Genomic DNA, 26,561 nt, shown 5'->3' with positions numbered 1-26,561 from the left:
CGGCGGCGCCGGTGGGGCAGTGCGTGTCCCACGTTCACCTCATCCGTCGCGGCGGAACGCGCCGTCGGCATACGCATACACCGCGCAGCCGAGCGCGGCGGCGTCGGCCGCGTCGTGCGTGGCGAGCACGAGGGTCTTGGCCCGCGCCGCGTCCGCGACCAGCGCGGTCACGCGCTGCCGCAGCGCCGCGTCCAGCCCGCGAAACGGCTCGTCGAGCAGCAGCACCGGCGCGTCATACGCCAGCGCGCGCGCGATGGCCACGCGCTGCTGCATGCCGCCGGAGAGCGCCGCGGGGTACTGGTCGCGCGCATCGCTCAGCTCCAGCCGCTCGAGCCACGCCAGCGCCTGCGGCATGGTCTGCGCCCGGTCGGAGAGCACGGCGTTGACGTTTTCCGCCGCCGTGCGCCACGGCAGCAGCCGCGGCTCCTGAAAGACGCAGGCCATGCGCCCCGGCGACACGCGCACCGTGCCGCCGTCCGGCGCGCGCAGCCCGGCGAGCACGCGCAGCAGCGTCGTCTTGCCGCAGCCGGACGGGCCCATGAGCGCGATGTGCCCGCCGTCGGGCACGGTGAGATCGACGGCGCGCAGGACGGCGCGGCCGTCATACGTCACGGTGAGGTCACGTGTTTCGATCATGCGCTGCCGCCTCCTTTCCCGCGCGGAGTGAGTGCGCGCAGCACCAGCCGCTCGAGCCCGACGCTGAGCAGGATGACCGCGAGCGTCCAGGCGAAGAGGTCGGTGGTCTGTAGGTACAGCTTCGATTCATAGATCATGCGGCCGATGGCGCTGTGCGGCACGGTGAGCACCTCGGCGGCGATGCCGGCCTTCCAGCCGAAGCCGAGGCCCGAGCGCAGCGCGGCCAGAAAGTGCGGCCGCACGCTCGGCACATAGATCCGCCGCAGGACGCGCCCGCGCGGCCAGCCGTACACCCGCGCAAGCTCGAGCAGCGCGGGGTCGGCGCTGCGGATGCCGGTGCAGACGTTGCTCCACACGACGGGCAGCACCATGAGCAGCGCGATGAACACCGGCAGCCAGTCGCGCGCGATCCAGATGAGCGCGAGCACGACGAACGACGCCACCGGCGTGGACTTGACGACCGTCATGAGCGGGCGCAGCAGCGCGTCGGCGGTTTTCGATATCGTGCACGCGGCGGCCAGCGCCACGCCGAGCACGACCGCCCCCGCCACGCCGAGCAGCACACGGCCGATGGACACGGCCGTGATGCGCCAGAACGCCCCGGTCGCGGCAAGCTCACACAGCCTGCGCACGACCGTCCACGGCGCGGGCAGCAGCAGCTCCCGGTGCACGAGCAGCGCCAGCGCCGCCCACACGGCAAGCCAGAACGCGAGCGTCAGCGCGCCGCGGGCAAAGCGCTTCATTTCAGCACGCAGTAGAAGTCATCCGCCGGCACCTTGCCGCCGATGCTCTGCGGGGCGACGGTGCTCAGCGCCGTGAGAAACTCCGTCAGCGCGGCCTGCATGTCCGCGCCGGACACGAAGCAGACGTTGCAGTTCGGGATGGCCTTGGCGGCCACGGCGGCCTTGGCGAAGATGCCGGCATCCTCGATCATCTGGCCGGCCTGGTCGGGCTCGGCCGTCAGGTACTCGATGGACGCCTGATACTCGGTCAGGAACGCCTTGACCTCGTTCGGGTGCTCATCGGCAAACGCCTTGCGCACGACGACGCAGCCCTGCACGAGGCTGCCGGCCGGGGCGACCTTGTCCCACTCGGCGGTCAGGTCGAGCGCGACGGTGAGGGCGGGGTTGGCCGCGCGGGCGATCGTGACCATCGGCTCCGGCAGCACGGCGATGTGCACCTCGCCGGAGGCGAGCGCCGTGTTGAGCTCCGCCGGCTGGGCATAGGTGTTGTCGATGGTGATGTCCGTGCCGACGGTCAGGCCATTTTTCTCGCACAGGTACTGGAAGATGAACGTCGGGTTCTGCACGGGGACGCAGACGTTCTTGCCGCGCAGGTCGGCAAAGGACGTGATGCTCTCCGTGCCGTCGGTCACGACGTAGAGCACGCCGCGCGTGTTGAGCGCGAGCACCTGCACGGCGCCGTCGGTCTTGTTGTAGAGCGCGGCGGCGGCGTTCGTCGGCAGGGCGGCGATGTCGGCCGTGCCGTTGACGAGCGCGGCGGTGGCGTTGCTCGGGTCGGTCTCGACGGTGAAGTTGTAGCTCAGCGCGGTCGTGCCGGCCTTGCTGTCGGACATGAGCTTGGCCATGCCGAAGCCGGTCGTGCCGTTGAGCGCGACGACGTTGACGGTCAGGTCCTTGTCGACGGCGGCGGTGTCGTCCTTCTGGCCGCAGGCGGCGAGGGCGAACACCATGATGACGGCCAGCAGCACCGCCGTGAGTTTGCGCAGATGGGTCATTGCAGATCTCTCCTTTTCGTGTAGCCGCCCGCCGGAAGAGACAAAAAATGCCATGCCCGGAAGGCATGGCGGTGCAGCAGTGCACGCACGCAGCCTTCCACCTCATGGGCGATTCGGTGTCAGATTCGGTGCGGGATCGGCGGCGGCCGGGCCGGAAGCACAGCTTGCGGCGCGGGCGCATAGTTTGCTGTAATTATGCCACGGAAAGGCAGGCGTGTCAAGCATTTGCGCCGGAATTTCCAAAAGCTGCACACGGGCGGAAAAGTGTGCGGATTTGTGAAAAATTCTCGCAGTTTGTCGTTATCAAAACGACGGGACTGGGCATTGAAAATTTTTCATAGATATTGTATGATGGGAAGCAGGGAATCCTGCGTCCGGCCGGAATAGGAGCCGGCCGGTGCAAATTTGTTGGAAAGGGAACTGAAAAAATGGAACAGATCGATTACAAATTCATTGACCAGGTCCTCGCAGATCACGCCTGTGACGCCTCGCAGATCATTGCGATCATGCAGGACGTGCAGGGAAAATATCGTTATCTGCCGAAAGACGCGCTGCGCTACATTGCCAACAAGGTGGGCATCAGCGAGTCGAAGATCTACGGCGTGGCAACGTTTTATGAGAACTTCTCGCTCGACGTGAAGGGCAAGTACGTGCTCAAGGTCTGCCGCGGCACGGCGTGCCACGTGCGCAAGTCCGGCAACGTCCTGCAGGCGCTCTACGACGCGACCGGCCTGAGCGAGAGCAAGCCGACCTCGGACGACGGCCTGTTCACCATCGAGATCGTGTCGTGCCTCGGCGCGTGCGGCCTGAGCCCGGTCGTCATGGTCAACGACACGGTGCACCCGGCCATGACCCCCGACAAGGCCGTGGATCTCATCGAGGAGCTGCGTGCAAAGGAGGGTGCGTAATGCGTCAGAGAATCGAATCCTTGGAGCAGTTCCGCGCCCTGCAGGCCGACTACATGGCCGCGCGCGACGCGGAAAAACGTAAAATTCTCGTCTGCTGCGGCACGGGCTGTGTCGCCGGCGGCAACCTGAACGTCTACCACGAGCTCAAAAAGCGCATGGACGAGCTCGGCATCCCGTGCGAGGTGTCCCTGACCGAGCACCATGCCGATGCCATCGGCCTGAAGAAGTCCGGCTGCCACGGCTTTTGCGAGATGGGCCCGCTGGTGCGCATCGAGCCGGAGGGCTGGCTGTACACGAAGTGCCAGGTCAGCGACGTGGAGGAGATCATCCAGAAGACCATCCTCGGCGGCGAATTCATCGAGCGCCTGGGCTACAAGCAGAACGGCGAACTGTATGAGCGCCAGGAGGACATCCCGTTTTACAAAAAGCAGACCCGCCGCGTGCTCGAGCACTGCGGCCATATCGACGCGGAATCCATCGAGGAGTACCTGTCCATCGGCGGCTACGGCGCGCTGGCCAAGGCCCTGTTCGAGATGCAGCCGGACGAGATCGTCCAGGCCGTGAGCGATTCCGGCCTGCGCGGCCGCGGCGGCGCGGGCTTCCCGACCGGGCGCAAGTGGGCGCAGGTCGCGGCACATACGGAAGAGCCCGTCAAGTACATCGTCTGCAACGGCGACGAGGGCGACCCCGGCGCCTTCATGGACCGCTCCTGCATGGAGGGCGACCCGCACAAGGTCATCGAGGGCATGATCGTCGCGGGCGTGGCCACCGGCTCGACCGAGGGCTACATCTATGTCCGCGCCGAGTACCCCATGGCCGTGCACCGGCTGACCATCGCCATCGAGCAGGCCAAGGAGCTCGGCCTGCTGGGCGACAACATCCTCGGCAGCGGCTTCAACTTCCACATGCACATCAACTGCGGCGCGGGCGCGTTCGTCTGCGGCGAGGGCTCGGCCATGACCGCGTCCATCGAGGGCAACCGCGGCATGCCGCGCACGAAGCCCCCGCGCTCCGTCGACAAGGGCCTGTACGGCAAGCCCACCTGCCTGAACAACGTCGAGACGTTTGCCAACGTGCCCGACATCATCAAAAAGGGCGCGGACTGGTTCAAGTCCGTCGGCACGGAGGGCAGCTCCGGCACGAAGGCCTTCGCCCTCACGGGCAACGTCGTCAACACTGGCCTGATCGAAGTGCCCATGGGCACGACGATGCGCGAGGTCGTGTACGACATCGGCGGCGGCATCAAAAACGGCAAAGCGTTCAAGGCCGTGCAGATCGGCGGCCCGTCCGGCGGCTGCCTGACCGAGGCGCACATGGATCTGCCCATGGACTTTGACTCGCTGAAAAAAGCCGGCGCGATCATCGGCTCCGGCGGCCTCGTCGTCATGGACGAGGACACGTGCATGGTGTCCATCGCGCAGTTTTTCATGAACTTCATCTGCAACGAGTCGTGCGGCAAGTGCACCCCGTGCCGTGAGGGCACGACCCGTATGCTCGACATTCTCACCCGGATCACGAAGGGCAACGGCCGCCCCGGCGACATTGAGGAGCTGCGCTCCCTCGCCAAGATGATCCAGAACTCCTCCCTGTGCGGGCTCGGCAAAACAGCGCCGAACCCGGTGCTGTCCACGCTCGCGAACTTCGAGGACGAATACCGCGAGCATATCTTCGACAAGAAGTGCCGCACCGGCAGCTGCCGCAGCCTGACGACGTATGTCATCGACCCGGCCATCTGCAAGGGCTGCACGAAGTGCGCGCGCAACTGCCCGGCCGGCGCGATCACCGGCGAGCTGAAAAAGCCGCACCACATCGACACAGACAAATGCATCAAGTGCGGCACCTGCAAGACTGGCTGCCCGTTCGGTGCGATCAAGGAGGCGTGAACCATGGCTGAAGAAAAGAAAATGATCATCGACGGCGTGTCCTGCCCGTTCACGACCGAGCGCAATGTGCTGGAGGTCGCCCGCAACAACGGCATCGACATCCCCTCGCTTTGCTACTGTGAAAACCTGTCCATCTACGGCGGCTGCCGCCTGTGCCTCGTCGAGAACGACCGCGGCAAGATGGACGCTGCCTGCTCCATGCAGCCGCGCGACGGTATGGTCGTGAGCACCCATACAAAGCAGGTGCTCGACAGCCGCCGCACCACGCTGCAGCTGCTCATGAGCAGCCACCGGGCCGACTGCCTGACCTGCGACCAGAGCGGCCGCTGCAAGCTGCAGGAGTACGCCCGCCGCTACCACGTGGACGCGCACCGTTTCGAGCCCAACACCTACTGCACCGAGCCGATGGATCTCTCCTCGCCGAGCATCGTGCGCGACCCGAGCAAGTGCATCCTGTGCGGACTGTGCGTGCGCACCTGCGCTGAAATTCAAAACATCGGTGCGGTCGATTTCAGCGGCCGCGGCAAGAAGGCGCACATCTCCGCCGACTTCGGCAAGACCCTCAAGGATACCGACTGTGTCGGCTGCGGCCAGTGTGCCGCCGTGTGCCCGACCGGCGCGATCACGATCCGCAACGAGACCGAAAAGTTCTGGTCTATGCTGCAGGATCAGACCCGCAAGGTCGTCGTGCAGTACGCGCCGAGCGTGCGCGTCGGCATGGCTGAGCGCTTCGGCCTGCCCGCCAATGAGCCCTGCACCGGCAAGCTCGTCGCCGCGCTGCGCCGCCTCGGCGTCGACGTGGTATACGACACGAACCTCACGGCCGACCTGACGATCATGGAGGAGTCGGCAGAGTTTCTTGAGAAGGTCAAGACCGGCGCGAAGCTGCCGATGTTTACCTCCTGCTGCCCCGGCTGGATTCAGCACGTGGAGCACCGCCACCCGCACCTCATGCCCCAGGTGAGCACCTGCGGCAGCCCGATGGCGATGTTCGGCTCGCTCATCCGCATGCAGTTTGCGGGCGAGAACGTCTACTCCGTGGCCATCATGCCCTGCACCGGCAAGAAGTTCGAGGCCGCGCGCCCCGAGCTGGAAAAGGACGGCGAGCGGCTCATCGACCTCGTCATCACGACGAGCGAGCTGTGCGACATGATCGAGGAGGCCGGCATCGACTTTGCCCACCTCCCGGACGAGGAGCCCGACGCCCCGCTCGGCGACTACACCGGCGCCGGCGTCATCTTCGGCGTGACCGGCGGCGTGACCGAGGCCGTCATCCGCCGCGTGCTCGACGATGCCAGCCCCAACACCCTGCAGACCATTGCCGAGTGCGGCGTGCGCGGGCTCGAGGGCATCAAGGCCTTCACCGTCACGGCCGGCGACCTGACCATCCGCATCGCGGTGGCCAACGGTCTGGCCAACGCCGACAAGCTCATCGCCAAGGTCGAGTCCGGTGAGGAGCAGTTCGACTTCATCGAGGTCATGGCCTGCCCGAACGGCTGCATCGGCGGCGGCGGCCAGCCCCCCGCCTGCAACAAGCGCAAGGCTGAGCGCGCCGAGGCCATCTTCAAGGCAGACGAAGCCTGCGCCCTGCGCATCCCACAGCAGAACCCCGACCTGGGCTATGTCTACGACACCCTGCTCCAGGGCCGCGCCCACGAGCTGCTGCACATCCACTACCCGGCCCACGGCCAGCACAGCTGACCCGCCGCAAGGCCAAGCCGGGGAAACCCCATCTGACCCGAAACGTGCATGGAAGGACCCTTCCATGCACGTTTTTTCGTTTTGCTGTCACGCGGCGCAGCACCGGCAGCGCTGATGACGCTTTTCCCTGTGCGGGACTGTGTGCCCTGGCCGTCCCCTCGAGGGAAGGCTGGAAAAGCACCGTCTCCCGACTGGGAGACGGTGCTTTTGCATTCTTTGCACACAATTTTTTGCTTTCTTTGCGCGCGTTTTACTTCTTTTTCGCTGCGGCGGCTGTCCGTCGTCGTCTCGTCGCCCTCGGACGAGATGGCGCGGCGGCTGTCCGTCGTCGTCTCGTCGCCCTCGGACGAGATGGCGCGGCGCTGGCCCCCAAACTTTCCGGCGCAGAACGTGTCCGCCCAGTCGAGGAGCTTCGGCAGATTCTTGACCGGGTTACGGTTGCGGTAGTCAATGGCCTGCTCGACGCTGAATTTTTTGATCTTGTCTGACAGCTGCATGAAAATTTCCTCCTTTGTGACACTGAAAAACACACCATTTGCCTTGTTTTGTCTATATCTTTCCTATGTCTTAGCATGCATTTTTTGCCGAAAAACGGTCAAAATGTGCCATGTGGGCGGTTTGGATGCAGGCTGTGACAAATGTCACAAAACGGCGGTCATGCCGCCGAGCAGGATGCCGAGGTTATCCGACCAGATATCGGGAAACTGGCTCAGCGGCAGGGGATTTTCCCCGCTGCCCGCCTCGATCGTGAAGCCGGGGCGGCGGTAGTCCTGAATGAACCAGTCCTTATACCCCGCGTGGCCGGCGGCGTAGGGCGTGGCCGCGACGTCGTAGCCGCTCACGGCGGCAAACTGCCGGGCGATCGCTTCGCTTCCCGGTACGTCGTAGCCGTCATACTGCCAGTAGATGACGCGGCCCTGCGTGTGGTACGACAGGGTGAGCAGCGGGTCGAGCGCGCGGGTGAAGCCGTACATCGCCAGGCTCTCGGGCGCGACGAGCGGCGCCGGGCCAACATAGTCGCGCGGGCCGGGGCGCGTGTAGCCCGCGGCGAATTTGATCTCGCGCGCGGTGCTCCACCCGGCGGGGTACTGGAGGTTGAGGTCGATGCCGCGGATGTTCGCCTTCCAGCCGGAGGGGAAGGGAATGTCGGGGTAGTTTTCAGCGAGCGCCTTTGCCGCGGCGGTGGTCTCGGCGTCGAGCGCGCCGGTCACAAGGTCGATGCCGTCCGGGTCCACGGCCGGAGCGAGCACGAGCGTGACCCTGGGCAGCAGGTCACGGATGTTCTGCCCCTCCATGTCGCCGCCGTCGCCGAGGCGGGCGCACAGCTGCTCGCAGAACGTGAGCAGCAGCGGCGTCGTGATCCACTCGTTGGCGTGGTGCGCGGCGTTGTAGAACACGAGCTTCGGCCCGCTGCCGAGCGTCAGATACCACAGCGGGCGGCCGAGCACGCTGCGGCCGAACTCCCCGACCGCGAGCATGGGATAGCGCGCGGCCAGCCCGCGCACGACGTACCCGATGAGCGCCGAGGAATAGGGAATGTCCGCCGGCGTGACGGAAAACGGCAGCGGGATCGTCAGCGCCCGGCCGAGCGGCAGGCGCTCGGGGTCGAGGTAGGGATTGGCGAGCGCGATGGCGTCCACGCTCGTGCCGTACTGCCGCGCGAGGGCGGAAAACGTGTCGCCCGCGCGGATGGTGCGCGTGACGAAGCCGGTGTAGTACGGCAGCAGTGCGCGGTGCGTCCGCGCGCCCGCGATGCCGTCCGGCGTGAGGGCGCTGGCTGCCTGAAACGCGCGCACGGCCGCTGCCGTCTGTGCGCCGAAGATGCCGTCGAGCGCGCCCGGCGTCTGTCCCGCGCGTTGCAGGCCCAGCTGCAGCAGCGACACGAGCGCGCCGCGGTCGCCCTGTTTTAAGGTTTGCGTCATGGAAATGCCTCCGATGCATCGAATTACCAAAACTGGCTCCGTACATCGTATGCACGCCGCCGCAGGCATTTGCGCCCCGGCAGGCAATCGAGCAAGAATGTTCCGCCGCTATTTTGTCCGAAACCCGGCATACTGATACTGCACGCGCAAAGGGGGGATTTTTTGCGGAAACAACCACATTTTTTGCGCCGGTTTGCCGTCACGGCGGCGGTCGCGCTCGCGCTGTGCGCGGGCGTGTCGGCGCAGGCGGCGTCGCTCGTGCCGCTCGGCCGGGCCGTCGGCATTCAGATGACGACGGCGGGCATGCTCGTGGCGGATCTCGCCGAGGTGGACACGCCCGGCGGCAAGGCCACGCCCGCCAAGGACGCGGGACTGCTGCCCGGTGACGTGATCTGCCGCATCGACGGCCGGGACATCGCGTCCTCGGCGGACTTTCTTGCCGCCATGGACGCGGCGGGGGACACCATGTCCGTGACCGTGCTGCGCAGGGGCGCGGAGGTCACGGCGACGGTCACGCCCGCCGTCACGGCCGACGGCACGCGGCAGCTTGGCCTCTGGCTGCGCGACGGGGTGACGGGCGTCGGCACGCTCACGTACTATGACCCGGCCACGGGGCGCTACGGCGCGCTCGGCCACGGCATCTCGGACGAGACGAGCGGCGTGCTCATGCCGCTGCGCGACGGCAGCGTGCTCTCGGCCGTTATCGCGGACGCGCGCCCCGGCGGCCACGGCACGGCCGGGGAGCTCGTCGGCAGCTTCGATCCCGGCGACCGCATCGGCGGCATCGAGCGCAACTGCCTGTTTGGCATTTTCGGCACGCTGGACGCGCCGCCGGCCGGGGACGCGGTCGAGACGGCATCCGCCGACACGGTGAAAACCGGCGGCGCGACCATCCTGTCCACGGTTGCGGGCGAGGACGTGCGGGCGTACACGGTGGACATCAGCCGGGTGTATCATGACGGCGGGTGCACGCGCTTTCTCATCACCGTCACCGACCCGGACCTGCTGGCCGCGACCGGCGGCATCGTGCAGGGCATGAGCGGCAGCCCCATTTTGCAGGACGGCAGGCTCATCGGCGCGGTGACGCACGTGCTGCTCGCAGACCCCGCCAAGGGCTACGGCGTGAGCATCGACGACATGCTCGCGGCGTCGGCGGCGCAGGACAAGGCAGCGTAAGACAACACATTCTGGATGCGTGCGGGCGCGCCGGGCAGTGCCCGGCGCGCTTTGCTGCGCGGGGCGTGACCGGCGGCGCGGCGCTTTGTGCCGCGACGGAGGGGGTGCAGATACGAAGCCAGCGCAGGAATCAACGTGTCAATCCCTCAGTCAGCCTGACGGCTGCCAGCGCCCTTTACACAAGGGAGCCAAGGGGTGCGCGTCGGACGTGCCGCACGGCTTGACATATTTGCCAAATGTGATATTCTGTTTTTATTCATTTTGCCCGGTGCGGCCGGGCCGCGGAAAGAGAGGCGCAGCATGAAATACGCATTTGACAACGCAAACCTTCTCGACGGCACGAAGGATATGTGCGTACAGCCCGGACTGTGCGTGCTCACGGACGGCGAGACGATCACGGACATCGTGCCGGCCGGCACTGCCCCGGCGGGGTACACACGCATCGACCTGCGCGGGCGCTATCTGCTGCCCGGACTCATCAACATGCATGTGCATCTGGCCGGCAGCGGCAAGATCCAGAAAAAGCAGCGCGACAACGAAAAGCTCGTGCGCCGCATCCTCGGAAACCCTGTCGCGCGCGGCCGGGTCATCGACCGGCCGAAGGCGAAACGCAACGCCCGGCTCGACGCCGGGCTTGACCCCCTGCTCGCCTGAGCGGGACACTCTATATATTAAAACCAGGTGATACTATGAAAGCGCTTTCCCAGCCGCTGTTCGCCTCCCTGCGTGGGTACGACCGGGCGCAGCTCGGGCCGGATCTGTTCTCCGGCGTGCTCATTGCGCTGCTGTCCATCCCGATCTCGATGGGCTATGCTCAGCTGGCCGGCCTGCCGCCGGTCTACGGGCTGTACGGGTCGCTGGTGCCGATTCTGCTGTTTGCGATGCTCAGCACGACGCGGGAGTTCATCTTCGGCGTCGACGCCGCGCCGGCCGCCATGATCGGCGCGGTGCTCGCGTCGCTCGGCGTCACGCCCGGCGGCGCGGAGGCCATGCGCATCGTGCCGGTGCTGACGCTGTACGTCGCGCTGTGGCTGGCCGTGTTCGCACTCGTGCACGCGGACAAGGCCGTCGATTACATCTCCGAGCCCGTCATGGGCGGGTTCATCAGCGGTGTCTGCTGCGAGATCATCCTCATGCAGGTGCCAAAATTGCTCGGCTCCGCGACCGGCACGGGCGAGCTGTTCGAGCTGCTGGGGCACGTTTTTGACGCAGCGAAAGTCATCAACTGGCCCACCGCCGCGCTCGGCTTCGGGACGCTCGCAATTTTGCTCATCGCGCCGCGCAAGTGGCCGAAGGTGCCGTGGGTGCTCGTGATGATGGTGCTGGGCGGGCTGCTCGGCGCGTTCGCCCCGCTGGACGACTGGGGCGTGGCGCTGCTGGCCGCCGTGCCGCGCGGCCTGCCGAAGGTCGTGCTGCCGGATCTGGGCGCGCTGCCGTTTACGCAGGCGCTCGTGGCGACGCTGCCGGTCGCGGCCGTCATTCTGGCCGAGACGCTGCTGGCCTCCTCCGGCACGGCGCAGAAAAACGGCTACCGCCTCAACGGCCGCCGCGAGATCGTGACGTATGCCGTGGGCAACGTCGCCGCCGGGCTCGTCGGCTGCTGCGTCGTGTCGGGCAGCGTGTCGCGCACGGCCGTCAACGAGCGCAACGGCGGCAGGACGCAGCTCGTGTCCGTCATGGCGAGCGTGACCATGCTCGTCGTGCTGCTCGTCGCCACGCCGCTCATCCGCTTTCTGCCCGTGCCGGTGCTGACGGCCATCGTCGTCAACGCGCTCATCGGGGCGACGGAGTTCGGCATCGCGCGGCGGCTCTGGCGCGTCAACCGCGTGGAGCTCGGCATCTTCACCGGGGCGTTTTTCGGCGTGCTGCTGCTCGGCGCGATCAAGGGCGTGCTCGTGGGCATGGTGCTGTCGTTCATCGACGTGCTCATGCGCGCGGCAGCGCCCCAGCGCACCTTCCTCGGCACGCTGCCGGGCAAGGCCGGGTTTTTCCCGATCGACCGCGTCAGCGGCGTGCAGGCGCTGCCGCACATCGTGCTCTACCGCTTCAGCGGCAGCCTGTTTTTCGCCAACATCCGCCGCTTTCAGGAGGACATCGAGGGCGCGGTGCAGCCTGATACGCAGGCCGTCATCGTCGACGGCAGCGCCATCGTGAGCGTGGACATCACGGCGTGCGACCGGCTCGTCGTGCTCAACCGCAAGCTGCGCGCGCAGGGCGTGCGCTTTTACCTGACCGAGCACATCGGCGAGGTCAACGACCAGCTGCGGCACTTCGAGGCCGGGGAGCTGATCGAATCCGGCGCGGTGCGCCGCACGATCCAGGGCGCGCTGCGCGATGCCGACGCGGCCGTCGACATCGGCGGGGCGCAGCAGCGCATCCCCGACAACATGGACGATATCCGCCAGCTGCAGGAGCTCGAGTGGCTCTACGGCGCGGACGCCGAGGTGCAGATCGAGCGCAACGTGCAGCTCCTGCTCGCGCGCATGCGCACAACAGAGGACAAGGACGCGCGCCGCACGATGCTCGAGCATTTCCTCAACGAGGACTTTCACTTCGGCAGCATCGACACCGACGAGGTGCTGCTGCACCTCGAGGGCCACACGGACGAGCTGGCCGCGCTGCTCGGCAACTCCGAGGACGATGTGTTTACCGACCTCGAGGCCGAGCGCGACAGCCTCATCGACCGCGTCGAGCAGGAGCACCCCGAGTTCGTCGAGCACGTGCGCGAGCGGCGCGACCACCTCGACCACGATTTCCGCGCAAATCATCCCACGAGCGCGGCGCGCATCGAGGCCCGCCGGACGCAGCTGCACGCGCGCATCGAGCACGAGCGCGCCGAACGCAGCGCTCGCCGCGCCCAGCATCAGGCGGAGCTGTCCGAGCGGCACGCCGAGCACATGGCCGCGTATCAGGAGCGGCACGAGCAGCACGCCACCGAGCAGCAGCTGCGCCATGAGCAGCAGCTCGAGGCGCGCCTGCGCCGTCAGGCGGAGAAGCAGGTGGCGCGCGAGCAGCGGCAGGCGGCGGAGCTGGCCCGCAAGGCGCAGAACGCGGCCGAGAAGGCCCAGCGCCACGCGCAGCACGCGGCGGAGCGCGCGCAGCGGCAGGCCGATCATCTGGCAGAAAAAGCGCAGCGCCATGCCGACCATGCGGACGAGCGTGCGCAGCGCCATACCGAGCGCGCGGATGCCCGCGGCCACCGCGAGGACGACCGGGACTGAGCGCGCGGCGCAGATACAAAATACAGTATGAAGCGGAAGGGGCAGCCGTCCCTTCCGCTTTTTGCTGCGTGCAGGCGGTGCCGCCGGTCGTGCGCCGGCCGAAGCGGCGGTTTTCGGGCTTTGCCGTGCGCAGCGGGTCGGCTGCTGTCGCGGTGACAAGACACGTGTCGGAATATCGGTTTACATAACACATATATGCATTCGACACATTCTGTCTGTCGAACGCAGGCGAGATATTGCGGTTTGCTTCGAAAAATTGTACCTTTCGACGGTTATTATCAGATTATGTCAACAGAAAACTAGAGTAATTCGCCAAAAATCACATTGTTCTCGCATTCCAGATATGGTAAAATATCCTCGCAAGACAGGGGAAACGAGCGATTTGGCAGAGAGCTGACCGCAAGCCTGAATTTTTGCGGAGGAGAATGTTATGGAAACGAAAATCAGTGTTCTGCTGGCTGATCCCGGCGAACAGTACCGCGCGGCCTATTCCAAGGCCATCGGCCAGGAGACGGACATGGAACTGGTCGCCCAGACGGACAATGGGCTGCGCGCGGAAGAACTCATCACCAAATTTCAGCCCGACGTCGTGGTGCTCGACCTCGTGCTGCCGAATCTGGACGGCCTGTCCCTGCTGACGCATCTGCGGGCGAAAAATGCATCGTCGCGCGTGATCGTCACCTCCGCGATCTGCAACGATCAGGTGCTGATGGAGTGTGCGGAGCTCGGCACGACGTACTTTATGCAAAAGCCGTTTGACCCGCCGCTGCTCGTGCAGCGCATCCGCCAGACGGCCCGGCCGCGCCAGCGCACCGGCGGCGCGGGCACGCAGCTCGCCGCGGCAGAGCCCGAGCCCTCGCTCGAGAGCGTCGTCACCGACGTCATCCACGAGATCGGCGTGCCCGCGCACATCAAGGGCTACCAGTACCTGCGCGAGGCAATCTTGCTGACCATCGACGGCATGGACATCATCAACTCCGTGACGAAGGTGCTCTATCCCGAGGTCGCGCGCAAGTTCAACACGACGCCCTCGCGCGTCGAGCGCGCCATCCGGCACGCGATCGAGGTCGCGTGGGATCGCGGCGATATCGAGACGCTGCAGAAGTTTTTCGGCTACACGGTCTCGAACATCAAGGGCAAGCCGACGAATTCGGAGTTCATCGCCATGATCGCCGACTGCCTGAGCCTGCGGCAGAAGCAGGCGAGCGTGCACTGAATGCGCAGCAGGAGAAAAAGAGGATGCAGAAAGCCCTCGGACGAAATGTCCAAGGGCTTTCTGTATGGATCTCATTCGAGGCGGGCCTTGCCCCCTCGAGCTCCCCTGCGGCTGTGTGTGACCTGCTGCGCGGCGGGTTTTGGATGAAGCGCATGGGAAGCCCCCGGACGGTTGTCCGAGGGCTTTCTGTATGGATCTCATTCGAGGCGGGCCTTGCCCCTGCGGCTTCGGCGGCGGGCTGTGCCGCCCGACTACAGCAAAGCCCCCGGACGAAATGTCCGGGGGCTTGCTGTGCGATTGGGGGAAAACTTTGCGGGGGAGACTTGCGGGAGTAAAGCTTTATGCGCTGCGCCTGCTCAGCCGAACAGGGCGAGGAAATCATCGAGATTGCGGTAGCTGCCGCCCTGCGGCGTCAGATCCGGCGCGGAGGCGTAGGCGCTGCCCGGCGTGGCCGTGACGGCGAGGGTGGCCGAATCGACCTGCGTGCGCAGCGTGATCTGGCTCGGCGTGAGCGAGATGTACAGCGGCGACGCCGCGATGTTCGCCGTGATGTTCAGCGCCCCGTCGGCATAGCCGAACGCGGAGATCGCACCGACGACATTCGCAAACGACAGGTGCTCGAAGAAGTAGGTATAGGCCTCGATGGCATTCTGCACGGTCTGGCGGTCGACGCCCGGCGTGATGGTGAGCACGGCGTAGAGCGCCCGCTCGAGCGAGTTCATGGACGCCTCGACGTGGTGCCAGCCGTAGTCGATATAGACGCGGTCGTTCCAGAACGTGACGGTCAGGTCGCGGCCGAGGATCTGCGACACGGCGCGCGCTGCGACGGGCTTGCCGAGCGAGAGCACGACGTCGGTATCGAGGCTGTAGCCGTTGACGGACACGGTCGCGTCCATGCCCATGGCCTGCGCGCCGACATAGCGCTCGAGCACGGGGGCGAAGGGCTGCAGCTGCGAGAGGGTGACATAATTGCCGTTCGTGGGATGCAGCGTGGTGGCGGAGCCGGACGTGCCGGTGATCGTCACGCGCACCGTCCAGCCCGAGGCCGTGACGGTCACGCTGTTGGCCGAGAGCGCGGCGGAGACGGCGTTGCCCGCGATGTTGAGCTGCGCGTGCAGCGCGTTATTCGACCACGCGAGGTCCTGGATGCTGTTCACGGCGGACTGCGGCGTGAGCTCGCGGAAAAACTGCGCGTAGGCATTGCCGGCGGCAGCGGCGTCGCCCGCGCCGGCGAGCTTTCCCGCCCAGGCGACGAGGTCTTTGATCTCGCTGCCCGTGCCGCTGACGTGGATGTTCCCCGCCGAGACGTACACCGTGCTGCCGATGTATTCGGCCGTGACGGTCACGCCGTCGATCGTGGTGGTGAGCGCGGCGTCATAGCCGCCGGAGGTGCGGGTCACGGTGGCCGTGCCCGAGAGGCTCAGCGGGCCGCTGAGCGCGACGTTGAAGGTCGCGGTTTTGGCGGTCGCCGCGTCCATGAGGGGGCTCACGAGGCTCAGCGCGCCGGTCAGATCGGTGTAGCCGCTGAGCGACTGCACCTGGAAGCCGCCGTAGTACGGCGTGGCGGTGACGTGCATGCGCGCGCCGCCGAAGTTGAGCGCCACGTCCGCGCGCGTCAGGCGCAGGGCGTCCGGGTTGGTGAGCAGAACGGTGCCGGAGATCATCGGGTCGTTGAGCCGGATGGTCATGCCGGTGTCGGTCTGCTGCATGGCGACGTTTTTCGTCAGCGCGGTCATGCCGGCCGCGTCGAGCGAGATGTTCGGGATCTGTACGCCGAGGTAGCCCGCGACCGTGCGCGCCGCGTCGATCGTGTCGGACGCGCGCAGGACGATCTTCTGGCTGCCGAAGGCGACGTACACGCGCTCGTTGCTGTAGGCGGCGAAGAGGTCGACGCCCGCGACGTTGCCGCGCACCTGGAAGGTGGTTTGGTCAATGTCCACGTGGGCCGTCAGGCCGTAGGACTGGCCGTTGGCCGTGACGGTGAGGCTGTAGTTCGGCGTGCGGCGGAAGAAGTCGCGCACGATGGCCTGCGTGTCCTGTCCGCCGTCGGAGAGCTTGCCGAGGTTGTTGGGGTCGTATTCGGTCTCGAGGTAGTGCTGGAACTCGGTCTGGTCGTCGGTCACGGCGCCGAAGTCCGAGAACACCTCGGTGAGCGTGCTCGTGCAGTTGAGGCTGCCGAGGCCGGACATGGACACGGCGTAGCTCTCCACGGTGTCCATCTGCAGGAGGTCCCAGTTGGCATCAATGGTCCAGACCATGTGTACGGCCGTGAATTCGGGGCTTTTCGACGCGCCGCTGTACGTGCGCACCTGGTGGCGGTAATACGCGCTCGCGCCGGCCGGCTCGAGGTCGAAGGTGAGGGTGTAGGTGCCGTCGTCGTTGGCGGTCATGGTGGGGTTGAGCACCGTGTCGCGGCTGATGACGTAGTTGCTGAGGTTGCGCGGGTCCTGCCCGTAGGCGTCCTCATAGTCCTGCTGCGAGATGGCCACGATCTGGTCGCTCCAGGTGGCGGTGTCGCCGCTGATGGAATCGGCCTTGCGCACGAGGATCGCCCCGTCCTTGAAGTACTTCTGCTCGCCGAGCTTGACGAACATGCTCGTGCTGATGGCCTCGGTAAAGACGCTGTCGCTCGTGACGACGCGCACGTTGTGCACGGCCTGGTTGTAGTCGATGAAGCCGACCTTTGCCTTCGTCTGGCCGGTCGTCTCGGAGCGGTAGGTCTCCTGATCCATGACGCCGGTCGTAATGTAGATATTGTCCTCCGCGGTCTGGCCGGAGGGGTCGCCGTCCGGGCGGGTAAGCGTTGTGCTCGCGCCGCCGGCGCCGTCATCGTCGCCGACGCCGGCCGCGCCGGGAATGATGATCGCCGCCGCGATCGCCAGCGCCAGCAACGCGCCGCCGATGACATAGGTGCGCTTGCCGTGCTTGCGGCGTGTCGGGCGCGCGGCGCTCTCCGAGGGCACCAGCTCGCTGTCGGCAATGTCCGGCGCGGCCTCGTCCGCCGTCGGCTTGCGCCGCCAGGTCGGCAGATGGAAAGTCTGTTTGCTCATGATATCCGTCTCCCTTGCAGGTGATGCCTGACGTGCATATCGTCAGGAAAATCACATTTCTTCATGACTTCATTATACGGCAGGGACTTTTCAAATGCATCCTCCGCGCGCGCGAGCGGTAGAAACGTTGGGAGAAGGCGATTCTACCAGCGGGAGAATGACAGGATTTAGGTGGAACGTGGCTCTTGCGGCCGAACGCCCGGCGTGGTATACTCATAGCATGGATGATGTGAGAGGCGCGCTCGCCGCCAACCTTGCCGAGCTGAGAAAAGAAGAAAACCTGACCCAGGCCGAGTTTGCCGCGCAGTTCAATTACTCCGACAAGGCCGTGTCCAAGTGGGAGCGGGGCGATTCCCTGCCCGACGTCGTGATGCTCAAGACCATCGCCGACCTTTACGGTCTGCGCGTGGACGATCTGCTGACGGACGGCGGCGTGGCGGCCGCATACGCCGCAGCGACGGAGTCCGGCGGCGAAAAGCAGCACGACGCCTACCTCATGTCGAAGGTGCTCATCGCCGCCATGTGGGTGACGATGGTGTGGGTCGTCGCGGTCGTCGTGTTTTTGTATTCGCAGTTCAGCATCGGCAAGATGTACTGGATGGCGTTCGTGTGGGCGGTGCCGGTGTCGTTCGCCGTGGCGTTCCTCTTCTCCCGCCACTGGGAGGGGGAGACGACGCTGCAGTGCGTGTTTTCGTCCCTGTTCGTGTGGAGCACGATCACGGCGTTTTATTTTCAGTACCTGCAGTATAACATCTGGGCCGTGTTCTTTGTCGGCGTCCCGGTGCAGATCGCGCTCATCCTCGGCACGAAGCTCCACCGCGCCGGCGTGCACTGGCTGCGCCGGTGAAAAAACCGAAAATACCGCTTGACGGCCGGCCGCGCACGTGCTATACTCCCTCCTAATGGCAGGCCGAAAGGCCGGGCGGCGTCCGCGCCGCAGCAGACAGGATATCACCGCGTCTGTGGGACTCATATGCCCCACAGGCGCTTTTTTTGTGCGAAAGGAGTCTTTTTATGCGTACACGCACTTCCACCGCGCCCGATGACGCCAAGCGCGTGACCATGCAGGTGTCCACCGTCGGCATCGTGTGCAACGCGGCCCTGACGGTGTTCAAACTCGTCGCCGGCATCGTGGCGCACTCGTCGGCCATAGTGGCCGATGCCGTGCACTCGGCGTCCGACATTCTCGGTTCGCTGATCGTGATGATCGGCGCGGTCTTTTCCCACAAGGCGGCCGACGCCAGCCACCCCTACGGGCACGAAAAGCTCGAGTGCATCGCGTCCATCCTGCTGGGCAACATCCTCGTGCTCGTCGGCGCAGCCATCGGCTACGCGGGCGTGATGAAGATCGTCCGCGGCGAGACGCTGGCTGCCCCCGGCGTGCTCGCGCTCATCGCGGCGGTCGTGTCCATCGGCGTGAAAGAGGGGCTGTACTGGTACACGATCGCGGCGGCAAAACGCATCCGCTCCGTGTCGCTCAAGGCCGAGGCGTGGCACCACCGGTCCGACGCGCTGTCGTCCATCGGCAGCTTTGCGGGCGTGCTCGGCGCGCGGCTCGGCGTGCCCATCCTCGACCCCATCGCGTCGATCGTCATCTGCCTGTTCATCTTCAAGGTGGCCTACGGCATCTTCCACGAGAGCATCGACCGGCTCGTCGACCGGGCGTGCGACCCGGACACCGTCGCCGCCATGCGCGAGACGATGCAGCGCACCCCCGGCGTCGTGCGCGTGGACGATATCAAGACGCGGCTGTTCGGCAGCCGGACGTATGTCGACGCCGAGATCGCGGTCGACGGCGCGCTGCCGCTGCGGGACGCGCACGTCATCGCCGAGGCCGTGCACCACGAGCTGGAGCGCGACTACCCGGACGTCAAGCACTGCACCGTGCACGTCAACCCGGCGTGACGCGGGCGGGAAAAGGGAAAAAACGTGCGAAGGGCCGCCCGAAAGGGCGGCCCTTTTTGCGCGCGCGGCAGACGACAGAATGTCGTTTTCTTCGCGCGGAAAGCGCGCTAAGAACGTGCCAAGAGCGCGCTAAGAAACCGCTAAGAAATATTTTGAGGCCCTTTTGTCGACATGAAATCGTGCATCCGCGCGGATTCGACACGGGCGGCGATGAGCAGTTTACATAACACCTGATGTGCGAACGAAAAAGCCTGCGGCCGCAAGGGCTTGCGCGCACGACGGCAGAGGGTGCGCGGGGGTGCGCATGGCGGGCGGCGGGGCGGCGCTGTCGCGGGTGTCGTCACGCGGACGTCTCGCGGCACCGTACCCAACCGTACCGTACAGTACCGTACCATACTGTGTCTTACCTTACAGCAGGAACATACGGCAAAGCATATCTTACCCTGTCTCTCTCAAAGAAAGCCAGGGGGAAAGAAAGCCGCTGTGGGAAACCGGCGAAAATGTGGAAAACTCTGTGGAAAGCGTGTGGAGAACTTGTTTCAAGGCGCTCAGGCCGCTGCGGGCGGGCGCGGGCGCGGCGGAGCATGGGGGCGTGCCGACAGGGGGGATGTGCGGGTGCGGCAGGAGCTTTTGGTCGGGCACAGTCCGGCGCGCGCTTTCGGCCGGTGCGGGTGTGGTGGACGCTTTTGGCTGGCGCGTTGTGGCGGCCGTGCGGTGCGGGACGCGGGTGCAGCGCAGGGCGCGCTGGCTGGCTTTCTTTCCGAGAGAAAAAATGCTTGACAAGTTATGCAAAAGCATACTAAACTGGAAACAGGGGATCACGTAGGCGGCGGCCGGAAACGGACTTCGGCATCGCCCGCACCGCCGGTCATGCAGCGTATATCCCACGTCCACCTCATCCGTCGCGGCGACTTCGGTCATGCGCTGCGCGTTCGACGCGCGCCTTTCCGGCGCTGCCCTCCGCAAAACGGAGACGAAAAACTCCGCCCCGCATCGAACCGATGCTGGGCGGAGTTTTGTGACAGCAGCCGCGCAGGCGCGGCTGCCTTTCTGCTGGCTATCCTGTGCGGCGGCCTTTCCGCAGCCGTTCCTATGTGTGCCTGCGGCCACCGTGCAGCCTTTCTCACGCGGCCTTCGCGGTCTTGCCCGCGCGCCACGCCTCGAACCGGGTGCGCATATGGTCGTTCAGGCGGCAGAACGCCTTCATCACCGGCCACGACAGCAGGCCGAACACGATGAGGATGAGCGCGCTCTGCAGATCGAGCTTCTGCAGGTTGAAGAGCGTCGGGAAGCCGAAATACGCGATCACGAACAGCACGCCGAGCACGACGATCATCACCTTGCGGATGGTGTTGTACGGCTGGCACGTGCGGTGCACCATCATGAGGCCGACAATGCCCATGACGCCGGTGCAGATCGTGATCATGGCCGTGTCGTCGAGCTGGAAGGCGATATAAAACAGCAGAATGCCCACGACCATCGCCAGATCCGTCATCGCGGCCGGCAGCGCGCGGAAGAGCACATTGCGCAGGAATTTTCCCTTGACGAGGCTCTCGTTCGGCTCCATGGCGAGGATGAACGACGGGATGCCGATGGTCACGGCGCTCACGAGCGTGAGCTGCGCGGGGCTGAACGGGTACGGCAGCGTGGCAAAGAGCGTGAAAAACGCGAGGCAGAACGAGAAAATGTTCTTGACCAGATACAGCGAGGCGCTGCGCTCGATGTTGTTGATGACGCGGCGGCCCTCCGCCACGACCGACGGCATGGAGGCAAAGTTCGAGTCGAGCAGCACGATGTGCGACACCTGACACGCCACGTCGCTGCCCGAGGCCATGGCGATGGAGCAGTCGGCCTCCTTGAGCGCGAGCACGTCGTTGACGCCGTCGCCCGTCATGGCCACGGTGTGGCCGTCGGCCTTGAGCGCCTGCACGAGGCTGCGCTTCTGCGCGGGGGTCACGCGGCCGAAGACCGTGTACTTGCCCGCCGCGTCGCGGATGGCTTCCTCGGTCGTGAGCGTGCGCGCGTCGACGAAGCGGTCGGCGTTTTCGATGCCGGCGCGCTTGGCCACCTCGGACACCGTGCGCGCATTGTCGCCGGAGATGACCTTCACGGCCACGCCCTGGCTGGCAAAGTAGCCGAACGTCTCCGGCGCTTCGGCGCGGATCTTGTTCGAGAGCAGGATCAGCGCGATGGGCAGAAAGCCGGCGCTGAGCGTCTCGTCCGTGAGCGCGCCGTCATACATGCCCAGCAGCAGCACGCGGCAGCCCTTGGCGGAGTAGCCCTCGATCTGCTCCTGATACGGGTTCTCGCGCCCGGCGAGCAGCACGTCCGGCGCGCCGAGCAGGTACGTCTCCTCAGTGTGGAACGACACGCCGCCGTATTTCTTCGCCGACGAGAACGGCAGCGTCGCCGTCGCGTCCTGCGTCTTTTCGCCCGTGAAGTAGCGCCGCAGCGCGGCCATCGTGTCGTTGTCGGCCTGCATGGCGTAGACGTAGTCGGCCATGATCATGCGGATGTCCTCGAGCGTGAAGCGGTCGTCGCACAGGGGGCAGACGTCCTCGACAATCATCTTGTTTTCCGTCACCGTGCCGGTCTTGTCCACGCACAGCGTGTCCACGCGCGCGAGCGTCTCGATGCAGCCGAGCTCGTGCACGAGGGTCTTGCGCTGGGCCAGACGCACGACGCCGGCCACGAGCGCGAGGCTGGTGAGCAGATACAGCCCCTCGGGGATCATGCCGATGATCGAGCCGACCGTGCTCGTCACGGCGATGGGCACGGCGCGGCCGAGCCACACGTATTCCTTGACGAACATCACCACGCCGAGCGGGATGACGAGGATGCCGATCCACTTGACGAGGTTTTGCAGCGAGCGCATCATCTCCGACTGCTGCGGCTTCTTGGCGCGCTTGGCTTCCTGCGTCAGGCGCGAGACATAGGAGTCCGCGCCGACGTCCGTCAGCTGCGCGCGGCACATGCCGCTGACGACGAAGCTGCCCGACAGGAGCTTGTCGCCGGGGTTTTTCTTAATTTCGTCCGACTCGCCCGTGATGAGCGCCTCGTTGACGTAGCAGCTATCTTGCGCGACGACGGCGTCGGCATAGATCTGGTTGCCGGCGGCGAAGACGACGATGTCGTCGCGCACGAGCTGCGCGGTGTCCACGGTCACGCGCCTGCCGTCGCGCACGGCGACGGCCTTGGGCGAGGCGAGGATGCTCAGCTTGTCGAGCGTTTTCTTCGAGCGGATCTCCTGAATGATGCCGATGGCGGTGTTGACGATGATGACGCCCATGAACGTCAGGTTCAGCCACTGCTGCACCGCGATCACGCACAGCGCCAGCAGGAAAAACAGCATATTAAAATAGGTAAAGATATTGCTCAGGACGATCTGCTTGACGGTCTTGCCCGGCGGGTCGACGGGCGCGTTCGTCCAGCCGGCGTCCGCGCGCTCGCGCACCTGCGCGCTCGTCAGGCCCTGCTGCGGGTCGGGGTGCGCGACGGGCACGTCCCGCCGCTCCGGCGTCTCGGGCGCGGGCGCGCGCCGGTCTTTGATTTTTTCGATCAGATTGGCCAAAGGTCTGCCTCCAATGTGATAACACCAAATATACCGAATATTATAGCGTCTCGCGCGGTGGAATGGAACAACAGTTTGTGAATATTTGCTTAAAAATGGTGGGATTTTTCGGCAGCCTGCACAGTGTGCCGCAGCAGCAGCGCGGTCGTCACGCTGCCGATGCCGCCGGGCACGGGCGTGCAGGCGGCGATGGCGGCGGCCGCGGGCGTCACGTCGCCGCGCAGCGTGCCGTCCGGCAGCGCGGTCGCGCCCGCGTCGAGCACGATCTGCCCCGGGCGCACGCACTCCGGCGTGATGAGCCCCGGCGCGCCCGCCGCGGCCAGCAGAATGTCGGCGGCCCGGCAGCGGGCGGCGAGGTCGGGCGTTTTCCGGTGGCAGAGCGTCACGGTCGCGTCCGCGCGCGTGAGCAGCAGCGCGGCCGGCCGGCCGATCACGAGACTCCGGCCCACGACGGTCACGCGCTTGCCCGCGGGGTCGATGCCGTGCGCGCGCAGAAGAGTCATGCACGCCTCGGCCGTGCAGGGGGCGAAGCCCGCCGCCCCGGTCACGAGCGCGCCGAGCGACCATGTCGTCATGCCGTCCACGTCCTTGCGCGCGTCGAGCGCGTCGAGGATTTCCTGCGCGCGCAGCGCCGCCGGCAGCGGCCGCAGCAGCAGCACGCCGTGCACGCCGTCGTCCGCGCTCAGGGCGCGCAGGGTGTCCGTCAGTGTTTCGGGCGCGCAGTCCGCCGGCAGGGGCACGGGGCGCACGGTGACGCCGCAGCCGACCGCCGAGAGTGCGATGCTGCGCAGATAGGCCAGGTCGTCCGGCTGCGCGCCGACGGACACGGCCGCGAGGCAGGGTGGCTCTGTGAGCCGCGCCGCGCGCGCTCGCACCTGCGCATAGATCGCCGCGGCGGCCTCCGTTCCGGTCAGGGTGTTCGGCATGGTTCAGCCCTCCCCGCGCAGCGCGGCGCGCACCGCGTCCGCAGTCTGCGCGCAGCACTGCACCACGGTCGCGCGCAGGCGCGCGGCGCGCGCCTCGGTCGCGGCGCGGTCGTCCGGCGCGAGCAGGCCGGTGTTGACCAGCACGTTCAGTTCCGCCGCCTCCGCCGCCGCGCTGCACAGCGCCGCCGCGCACCCGACGTCCGAGCGCAGGAGGGGGCTGGCCGTGCTCAGCGCGGCGGGCAGCAGCAGCGCCACCTGCTCGCAGTGCTCCAGCATGGCCAGCGGGGCAAGGCACGCCGTGTGCGCCGCGTCCGCGAGCCGGGCGGCGCGCGTGGGGTCGTCTTTCGGGATGGCGTAGGCCCGCTGCAGCGGCAGAAAGCCCGCCGCGTCCGCGTCGATGAGCGCGAGCAGCGTCGTGCGCTGCGCGTCGCAGCTGGCGGCCAGCGTGGCGAGCGCGTCGTGCCGGTCGGCGTAGCGGGGGTTGGTTGCCGTCACGTTCGCGGCCATCGCGGCCAGGCTCGCCGCCAGCGCCCCGGCGAGCGCGGCCGCGCCCCCGCCGCCCGGTGCGGGCTGCGCGGAGGCGAGCTGCGCGGTGAATTCGGACAGGGAGCGCCCGGTCGTAAGCGTCTGGTCGGTCATATGGAAAACCTCCTTGCGGGATGATGATCGTGTGGTGTCGTGTCCGTCACCGGCACACATATTATATTGTATTATACCGCGCGGCGGGGCGGTTGAAAAGTGGGCGCGGGGCTTTTTGCGCGCTTTTTGGGCATACTGACCCAAAAGGGAGGAATGACCATGCAAGACGGTTTCCTGCGCGCGGCGGCGGCGTCCATCCCCGTGGCCGTGGCCGACCCCCGGCGCAATGCGGCGGCGGTCTGCGCGCGCATCGACCAGGCGCACCGGGCGCGTGCCGCGCTGCTCGTGCTGCCGGAGCTGTGCGTGACCGGCTACACGTGCGGCGACCTGTTTTTGTCCGCGCTGCTGCTCGATGCGGCCGAAGAAGCACTGCTGAACATCTGCGCGCACACGCAAAACTGCGACCCCGTCGTCGTGCTCGGCGTGCCGCTGCGCGCCGGGGGCAAGCTCTACAACTGCGCGGCCGTGCTGCACCGCGGGCGCATCCTCGGCGTCGTGCCGAAGACGTGGCTGCCGAACTACGACGTGTTCGCGGAAAAGCGCTGCTTTGCCTCCGCGGCGGCGTACCATGGGCCGGGCAGCGTGCCCGTCGGCGGGGCGGACGTGCCGTTCGGCACGGGGCTGGTGTTCGCCTGCGCGCAGATGCCGGCGTTTCGCCTCGGCGTGGAGCTGTGCGAGGACGTGTGGGCACCGATACCGCCGTCGGTGCGGCTGTGCCTCGCCGGGGCGACCGTGATCGCCAACTGCTCGGCCTCGCCCGAGGCGGCCGGCAAGCCCGCCCGCCGCCGCACGCTGCTGCGCGCGGCCAGCGCGCGCGGCATCTGCGGCTATGTTTACGCCAACGCCGGGCCGGACGAGTCGAGCGCGCGCGCCGTCTTTTCCGCGCACCACCTCATCGCGGAAAACGGGGACATCCTCGCCGAGCACGCGCCGTTCGCGCCCGAGCCCGGCCTGCTCGTGACGGAGCTCGACCTGCTGACGCTCTCGGCCGAGCGCCGGCGCAACACGACCTTTGTGCCCGAGGGGGCGGGGGCGCGCGCCGTGCCGTTTTCCATGCCGCTGCGCCCGACGGCGCTCAGCCGCGCGGTGTCGCCGCATCCGTTCGTGCCGGACGATGCAGCCCTGCGCCGCAAGCGCGCCGAGCTCCTGCTTTCCATCCAGGCGCACGGGCTGCGCAAGCGCCTGCTGCACACCGGCAGCCGGGCGGCCATGCTGCCCGTGACGGACGATCTCGACAGCGTGCTCGCCCTGCTCGTGTGCGCGCGCACGATGGATCTGCTCGGCCGCGCGCGGCACGATGTCCTCGCCGTCACGCAGCCGGGGGGCGACCGGGCGCGCGTGCTGCGTCTGTGCAAGGCGCTGGGCGTGTCCGTGCGGCCGAACGCCGACCGCGCGGGGCTCGCGCGCACGCACGCGGCGCTCCCGCTCGCCGCGCCCGACTTCACGGCGCTGCTGCTGGGCGAGGCCGTGTGCGCGCCGGAGGCCTACGGCGTCAACGCCGCCGTGCCGCGCACGCTCGTGCGCTGGCTCATCGCGGCAGAGGCCGAGCGCGCGGCCGAGCCCCTGCGCGCGGAGCTGCGCGCCGCGCTCTCCGCGCCCGACGCCGACTGCGCGGGCGTCTCGTGCGCGCTGACGGACTTCTGCTTTTACCACCTCGTGCGCTGCGGCGCGCACCCGCGGCGCATCCTGCGCCTGGCCCGCGCCGCCTTCGGCGACGCGGCCGCAGATGCCGACATCCTGCGCGCCATGGCGGCGCTCACGCGCTGCCTGTTCCGGCGGCCGGCCGCCTTACCCGACCACGTCGCGCTCGGCAGCAGCGCGCAGGCGCTGCACTGGCCGCCGGACGCGGCGGGGTCGCTCTGGAGCGAGGAGATCGACGCGCTGCGCCGGGAGCTTTCCTGAGATCAATATTCAAAAATGCGTGCATGACTGCATATTCTGCCGCCGCTCTGAATGCCGGAGCGGCGGCGTTTTTCGCATATCTTTCGCGCTTTTGTGCATATCACCGAAAGAAAAGCGTTTCTCGCGTGAATTTTATTCAAAAAAGAGGGTTGACATTTGCGCGAAAA

Annotated in this window: 19 protein-coding genes and 1 pseudogene; 10 read left to right on the top strand and 10 right to left on the bottom strand. The window is 66.7% G+C overall.

The genetic code is table 11. The annotated features are described in order from the left end of the window. Positions 1-39 precede the first annotated feature (39 nt). From OGM61_00745 to OGM61_00735, 3 genes are read right to left on the bottom strand one after another with little or no spacing between them, the layout of a single operon-like run. A complete protein-coding gene (locus tag OGM61_00745) occupies positions 40-636 on the bottom strand; it encodes an ATP-binding cassette domain-containing protein (protein ID UYI84627.1) in 597 nt (198 codons plus the stop codon). Beyond that, positions 633-1,379 (bottom strand): ABC transporter permease subunit, encoded by a 747-nt coding sequence (locus tag OGM61_00740; protein UYI84626.1) that lies wholly within the window; start codon positions 1,377-1,379, stop codon positions 633-635. The genes OGM61_00745 and OGM61_00740 overlap by 4 nt, the downstream gene beginning before the upstream one ends. Further along, on the bottom strand, positions 1,376-2,374 hold the full coding sequence (locus OGM61_00735) for an ABC transporter substrate-binding protein (protein ID UYI84625.1): 999 nt from the start codon (positions 2,372-2,374) through the stop codon (positions 1,376-1,378). The genes OGM61_00740 and OGM61_00735 overlap by 4 nt, the downstream gene beginning before the upstream one ends. Positions 2,375-2,802: 428 nt before the next feature. On the opposite strand from OGM61_00735, the gene OGM61_00730 reads away from it, so the two are divergent. The 3 genes from OGM61_00730 to OGM61_00720 are packed head-to-tail and all read left to right on the top strand — an operon-like array spanning position 2,803 to position 6,866. Continuing rightward, entirely contained in the window at positions 2,803-3,282 is a 480-nt protein-coding gene (locus OGM61_00730) for an NAD(P)H-dependent oxidoreductase subunit E (protein UYI84624.1), read from the top strand. Positions 3,283-3,335: 53 nt separating this feature from the next. Next, complete coding sequence (locus OGM61_00725; GenBank protein UYI85601.1) at positions 3,336-5,165, top strand: NADH-quinone oxidoreductase subunit NuoF; 1,830 nt, start codon at positions 3,336-3,338, stop codon at positions 5,163-5,165. A gap of 3 nt (positions 5,166-5,168) precedes the next feature. Further along, positions 5,169-6,866, top strand: a complete 1,698-nt coding sequence (locus OGM61_00720; GenBank protein UYI84623.1) for a [FeFe] hydrogenase, group A — start codon at positions 5,169-5,171, stop codon at positions 6,864-6,866. Here the strand turns inward: OGM61_00720 and OGM61_00715 are convergent. Together OGM61_00715 and OGM61_00710 are read right to left on the bottom strand one after the other, a co-directional pair. Beyond that, a complete protein-coding gene (locus OGM61_00715) occupies positions 6,839-7,363 on the bottom strand; it encodes a hypothetical protein (protein ID UYI84622.1) in 525 nt (174 codons plus the stop codon). The genes OGM61_00720 and OGM61_00715 overlap by 28 nt on opposite strands. Before the next feature lie 144 nt (positions 7,364-7,507). Continuing rightward, positions 7,508-8,788 (bottom strand): M14 family metallopeptidase, encoded by a 1,281-nt coding sequence (locus tag OGM61_00710; protein UYI84621.1) that lies wholly within the window; start codon positions 8,786-8,788, stop codon positions 7,508-7,510. Positions 8,789-8,971: 183 nt separating this feature from the next. Here OGM61_00710 and OGM61_00705 point away from each other — a divergent pair, with 183 nt between their 5' ends. From OGM61_00705 to spo0A, 4 genes and pseudogenes are all read left to right on the top strand, one after another. Beyond that, the gene (locus tag OGM61_00705; protein UYI84620.1) at positions 8,972-9,964 is read left to right on the top strand and encodes a PDZ domain-containing protein; all 993 of its coding nucleotides are present in this window, start codon (positions 8,972-8,974) and stop codon (positions 9,962-9,964) included. A 366-nt stretch (positions 9,965-10,330) separates the two neighbouring features. Beyond that, positions 10,331-10,462 (top strand): annotated as a pseudogene (locus OGM61_00700) (amidohydrolase family protein). 191 nt (positions 10,463-10,653) lie between these two features. Continuing rightward, entirely contained in the window at positions 10,654-13,185 is a 2,532-nt protein-coding gene (locus tag OGM61_00695) for a SulP family inorganic anion transporter (protein UYI84619.1), read from the top strand. Positions 13,186-13,615: 430 nt separating this feature from the next. Then, the gene (gene spo0A, locus OGM61_00690; protein ID UYI84618.1) at positions 13,616-14,401 is read left to right on the top strand and encodes a sporulation transcription factor Spo0A; all 786 of its coding nucleotides are present in this window, start codon (positions 13,616-13,618) and stop codon (positions 14,399-14,401) included. A 356-nt stretch (positions 14,402-14,757) separates the two neighbouring features. On the opposite strand, the gene OGM61_00685 is transcribed toward spo0A, so the two are convergent. Beyond that, positions 14,758-17,451 (bottom strand): hypothetical protein, encoded by a 2,694-nt coding sequence (locus OGM61_00685; GenBank protein ID UYI84617.1) that lies wholly within the window; start codon positions 17,449-17,451, stop codon positions 14,758-14,760. 220 nt (positions 17,452-17,671) lie between these two features. On the opposite strand from OGM61_00685, the gene OGM61_00680 reads away from it, so the two are divergent. Together OGM61_00680 and OGM61_00675 are read left to right on the top strand one after the other, a co-directional pair. Beyond that, positions 17,672-18,298, top strand: coding sequence for a helix-turn-helix transcriptional regulator (locus OGM61_00680; GenBank protein UYI84616.1), 627 nt, complete (start codon positions 17,672-17,674; stop codon positions 18,296-18,298). A gap of 167 nt (positions 18,299-18,465) precedes the next feature. Beyond that, positions 18,466-19,356, top strand: coding sequence for a cation diffusion facilitator family transporter (locus tag OGM61_00675; protein ID UYI84615.1), 891 nt, complete (start codon positions 18,466-18,468; stop codon positions 19,354-19,356). 438 nt (positions 19,357-19,794) lie between these two features. Here OGM61_00675 and OGM61_00670 read toward each other — a convergent pair whose 3' ends face one another. From OGM61_00670 to OGM61_00655, 4 genes are all read right to left on the bottom strand, one after another. Next, a complete protein-coding gene (locus OGM61_00670; GenBank protein ID UYI84614.1) occupies positions 19,795-20,277 on the bottom strand; it encodes a hypothetical protein in 483 nt (160 codons plus the stop codon). A 202-nt stretch (positions 20,278-20,479) separates the two neighbouring features. Further along, complete coding sequence (locus tag OGM61_00665) at positions 20,480-22,927, bottom strand: HAD-IC family P-type ATPase (protein ID UYI84613.1); 2,448 nt, start codon at positions 22,925-22,927, stop codon at positions 20,480-20,482. An 89-nt stretch (positions 22,928-23,016) separates the two neighbouring features. After that, the gene (locus tag OGM61_00660; protein ID UYI84612.1) at positions 23,017-23,853 is read right to left on the bottom strand and encodes a bifunctional 5,10-methylenetetrahydrofolate dehydrogenase/5,10-methenyltetrahydrofolate cyclohydrolase; all 837 of its coding nucleotides are present in this window, start codon (positions 23,851-23,853) and stop codon (positions 23,017-23,019) included. 3 nt (positions 23,854-23,856) lie between these two features. Further along, positions 23,857-24,492: a cyclodeaminase/cyclohydrolase family protein gene (locus OGM61_00655; GenBank protein UYI84611.1), complete on the bottom strand. Its 636-nt coding sequence runs from the start codon at positions 24,490-24,492 to the stop codon at positions 23,857-23,859. A 159-nt stretch (positions 24,493-24,651) separates the two neighbouring features. On the opposite strand from OGM61_00655, the gene OGM61_00650 reads away from it, so the two are divergent. Then, on the top strand, positions 24,652-26,394 hold the full coding sequence (locus tag OGM61_00650) for an NAD(+) synthase (GenBank protein UYI84610.1): 1,743 nt from the start codon (positions 24,652-24,654) through the stop codon (positions 26,392-26,394). Positions 26,395-26,561 lie beyond the last annotated feature (167 nt).

The sequence above is a fragment of the Clostridiales bacterium genome (assembly GCA_025757645.1).
Lineage (GTDB): Bacteria > Bacillota > Clostridia > Oscillospirales > Oscillospiraceae > CAG-103.
Note: the sequence above shows the minus strand (reverse complement) of the source record. Positions and strands in the feature narration are given on the sequence as shown.

Bases quoted from the DNA above. Each gene is read 5' to 3' on its own strand.
- OGM61_00725 (UYI85601.1), top strand. From the start codon at position 3,336: ATGGCCGCGCGCGACGCGGAAAAACGTAAAATTCTCGTCTGCTGCGGC.
- OGM61_00695 (UYI84619.1), top strand. From the start codon at position 10,654: ATGAAAGCGCTTTCCCAGCCGCTGTTCGCCTCCCTGCGTGGGTACGAC.
- OGM61_00655 (UYI84611.1), bottom strand. From the start codon at position 24,492: ATGACCGACCAGACGCTTACGACCGGGCGCTCCCTGTCCGAATTCACC.
- OGM61_00740 (UYI84626.1), bottom strand. From the start codon at position 1,379: ATGAAGCGCTTTGCCCGCGGCGCGCTGACGCTCGCGTTCTGGCTTGCC.
- OGM61_00685 (UYI84617.1), bottom strand. From the start codon at position 17,451: ATGAGCAAACAGACTTTCCATCTGCCGACCTGGCGGCGCAAGCCGACG.
- OGM61_00745 (UYI84627.1), bottom strand. From the start codon at position 636: ATGATCGAAACACGTGACCTCACCGTGACGTATGACGGCCGCGCCGTC.
- OGM61_00730 (UYI84624.1), top strand. From the start codon at position 2,803: ATGGAACAGATCGATTACAAATTCATTGACCAGGTCCTCGCAGATCAC.
- OGM61_00710 (UYI84621.1), bottom strand. From the start codon at position 8,788: ATGACGCAAACCTTAAAACAGGGCGACCGCGGCGCGCTCGTGTCGCTG.
- OGM61_00735 (UYI84625.1), bottom strand. From the start codon at position 2,374: ATGACCCATCTGCGCAAACTCACGGCGGTGCTGCTGGCCGTCATCATG.
- OGM61_00680 (UYI84616.1), top strand. From the start codon at position 17,672: ATGGATGATGTGAGAGGCGCGCTCGCCGCCAACCTTGCCGAGCTGAGA.
- OGM61_00715 (UYI84622.1), bottom strand. From the start codon at position 7,363: ATGCAGCTGTCAGACAAGATCAAAAAATTCAGCGTCGAGCAGGCCATT.
- spo0A (UYI84618.1), top strand. From the start codon at position 13,616: ATGGAAACGAAAATCAGTGTTCTGCTGGCTGATCCCGGCGAACAGTAC.
- OGM61_00720 (UYI84623.1), top strand. From the start codon at position 5,169: ATGGCTGAAGAAAAGAAAATGATCATCGACGGCGTGTCCTGCCCGTTC.
- OGM61_00650 (UYI84610.1), top strand. From the start codon at position 24,652: ATGCAAGACGGTTTCCTGCGCGCGGCGGCGGCGTCCATCCCCGTGGCC.
- OGM61_00675 (UYI84615.1), top strand. From the start codon at position 18,466: ATGCGTACACGCACTTCCACCGCGCCCGATGACGCCAAGCGCGTGACC.
- OGM61_00660 (UYI84612.1), bottom strand. From the start codon at position 23,853: ATGCCGAACACCCTGACCGGAACGGAGGCCGCCGCGGCGATCTATGCG.
- OGM61_00670 (UYI84614.1), bottom strand. From the start codon at position 20,277: ATGACCGAAGTCGCCGCGACGGATGAGGTGGACGTGGGATATACGCTG.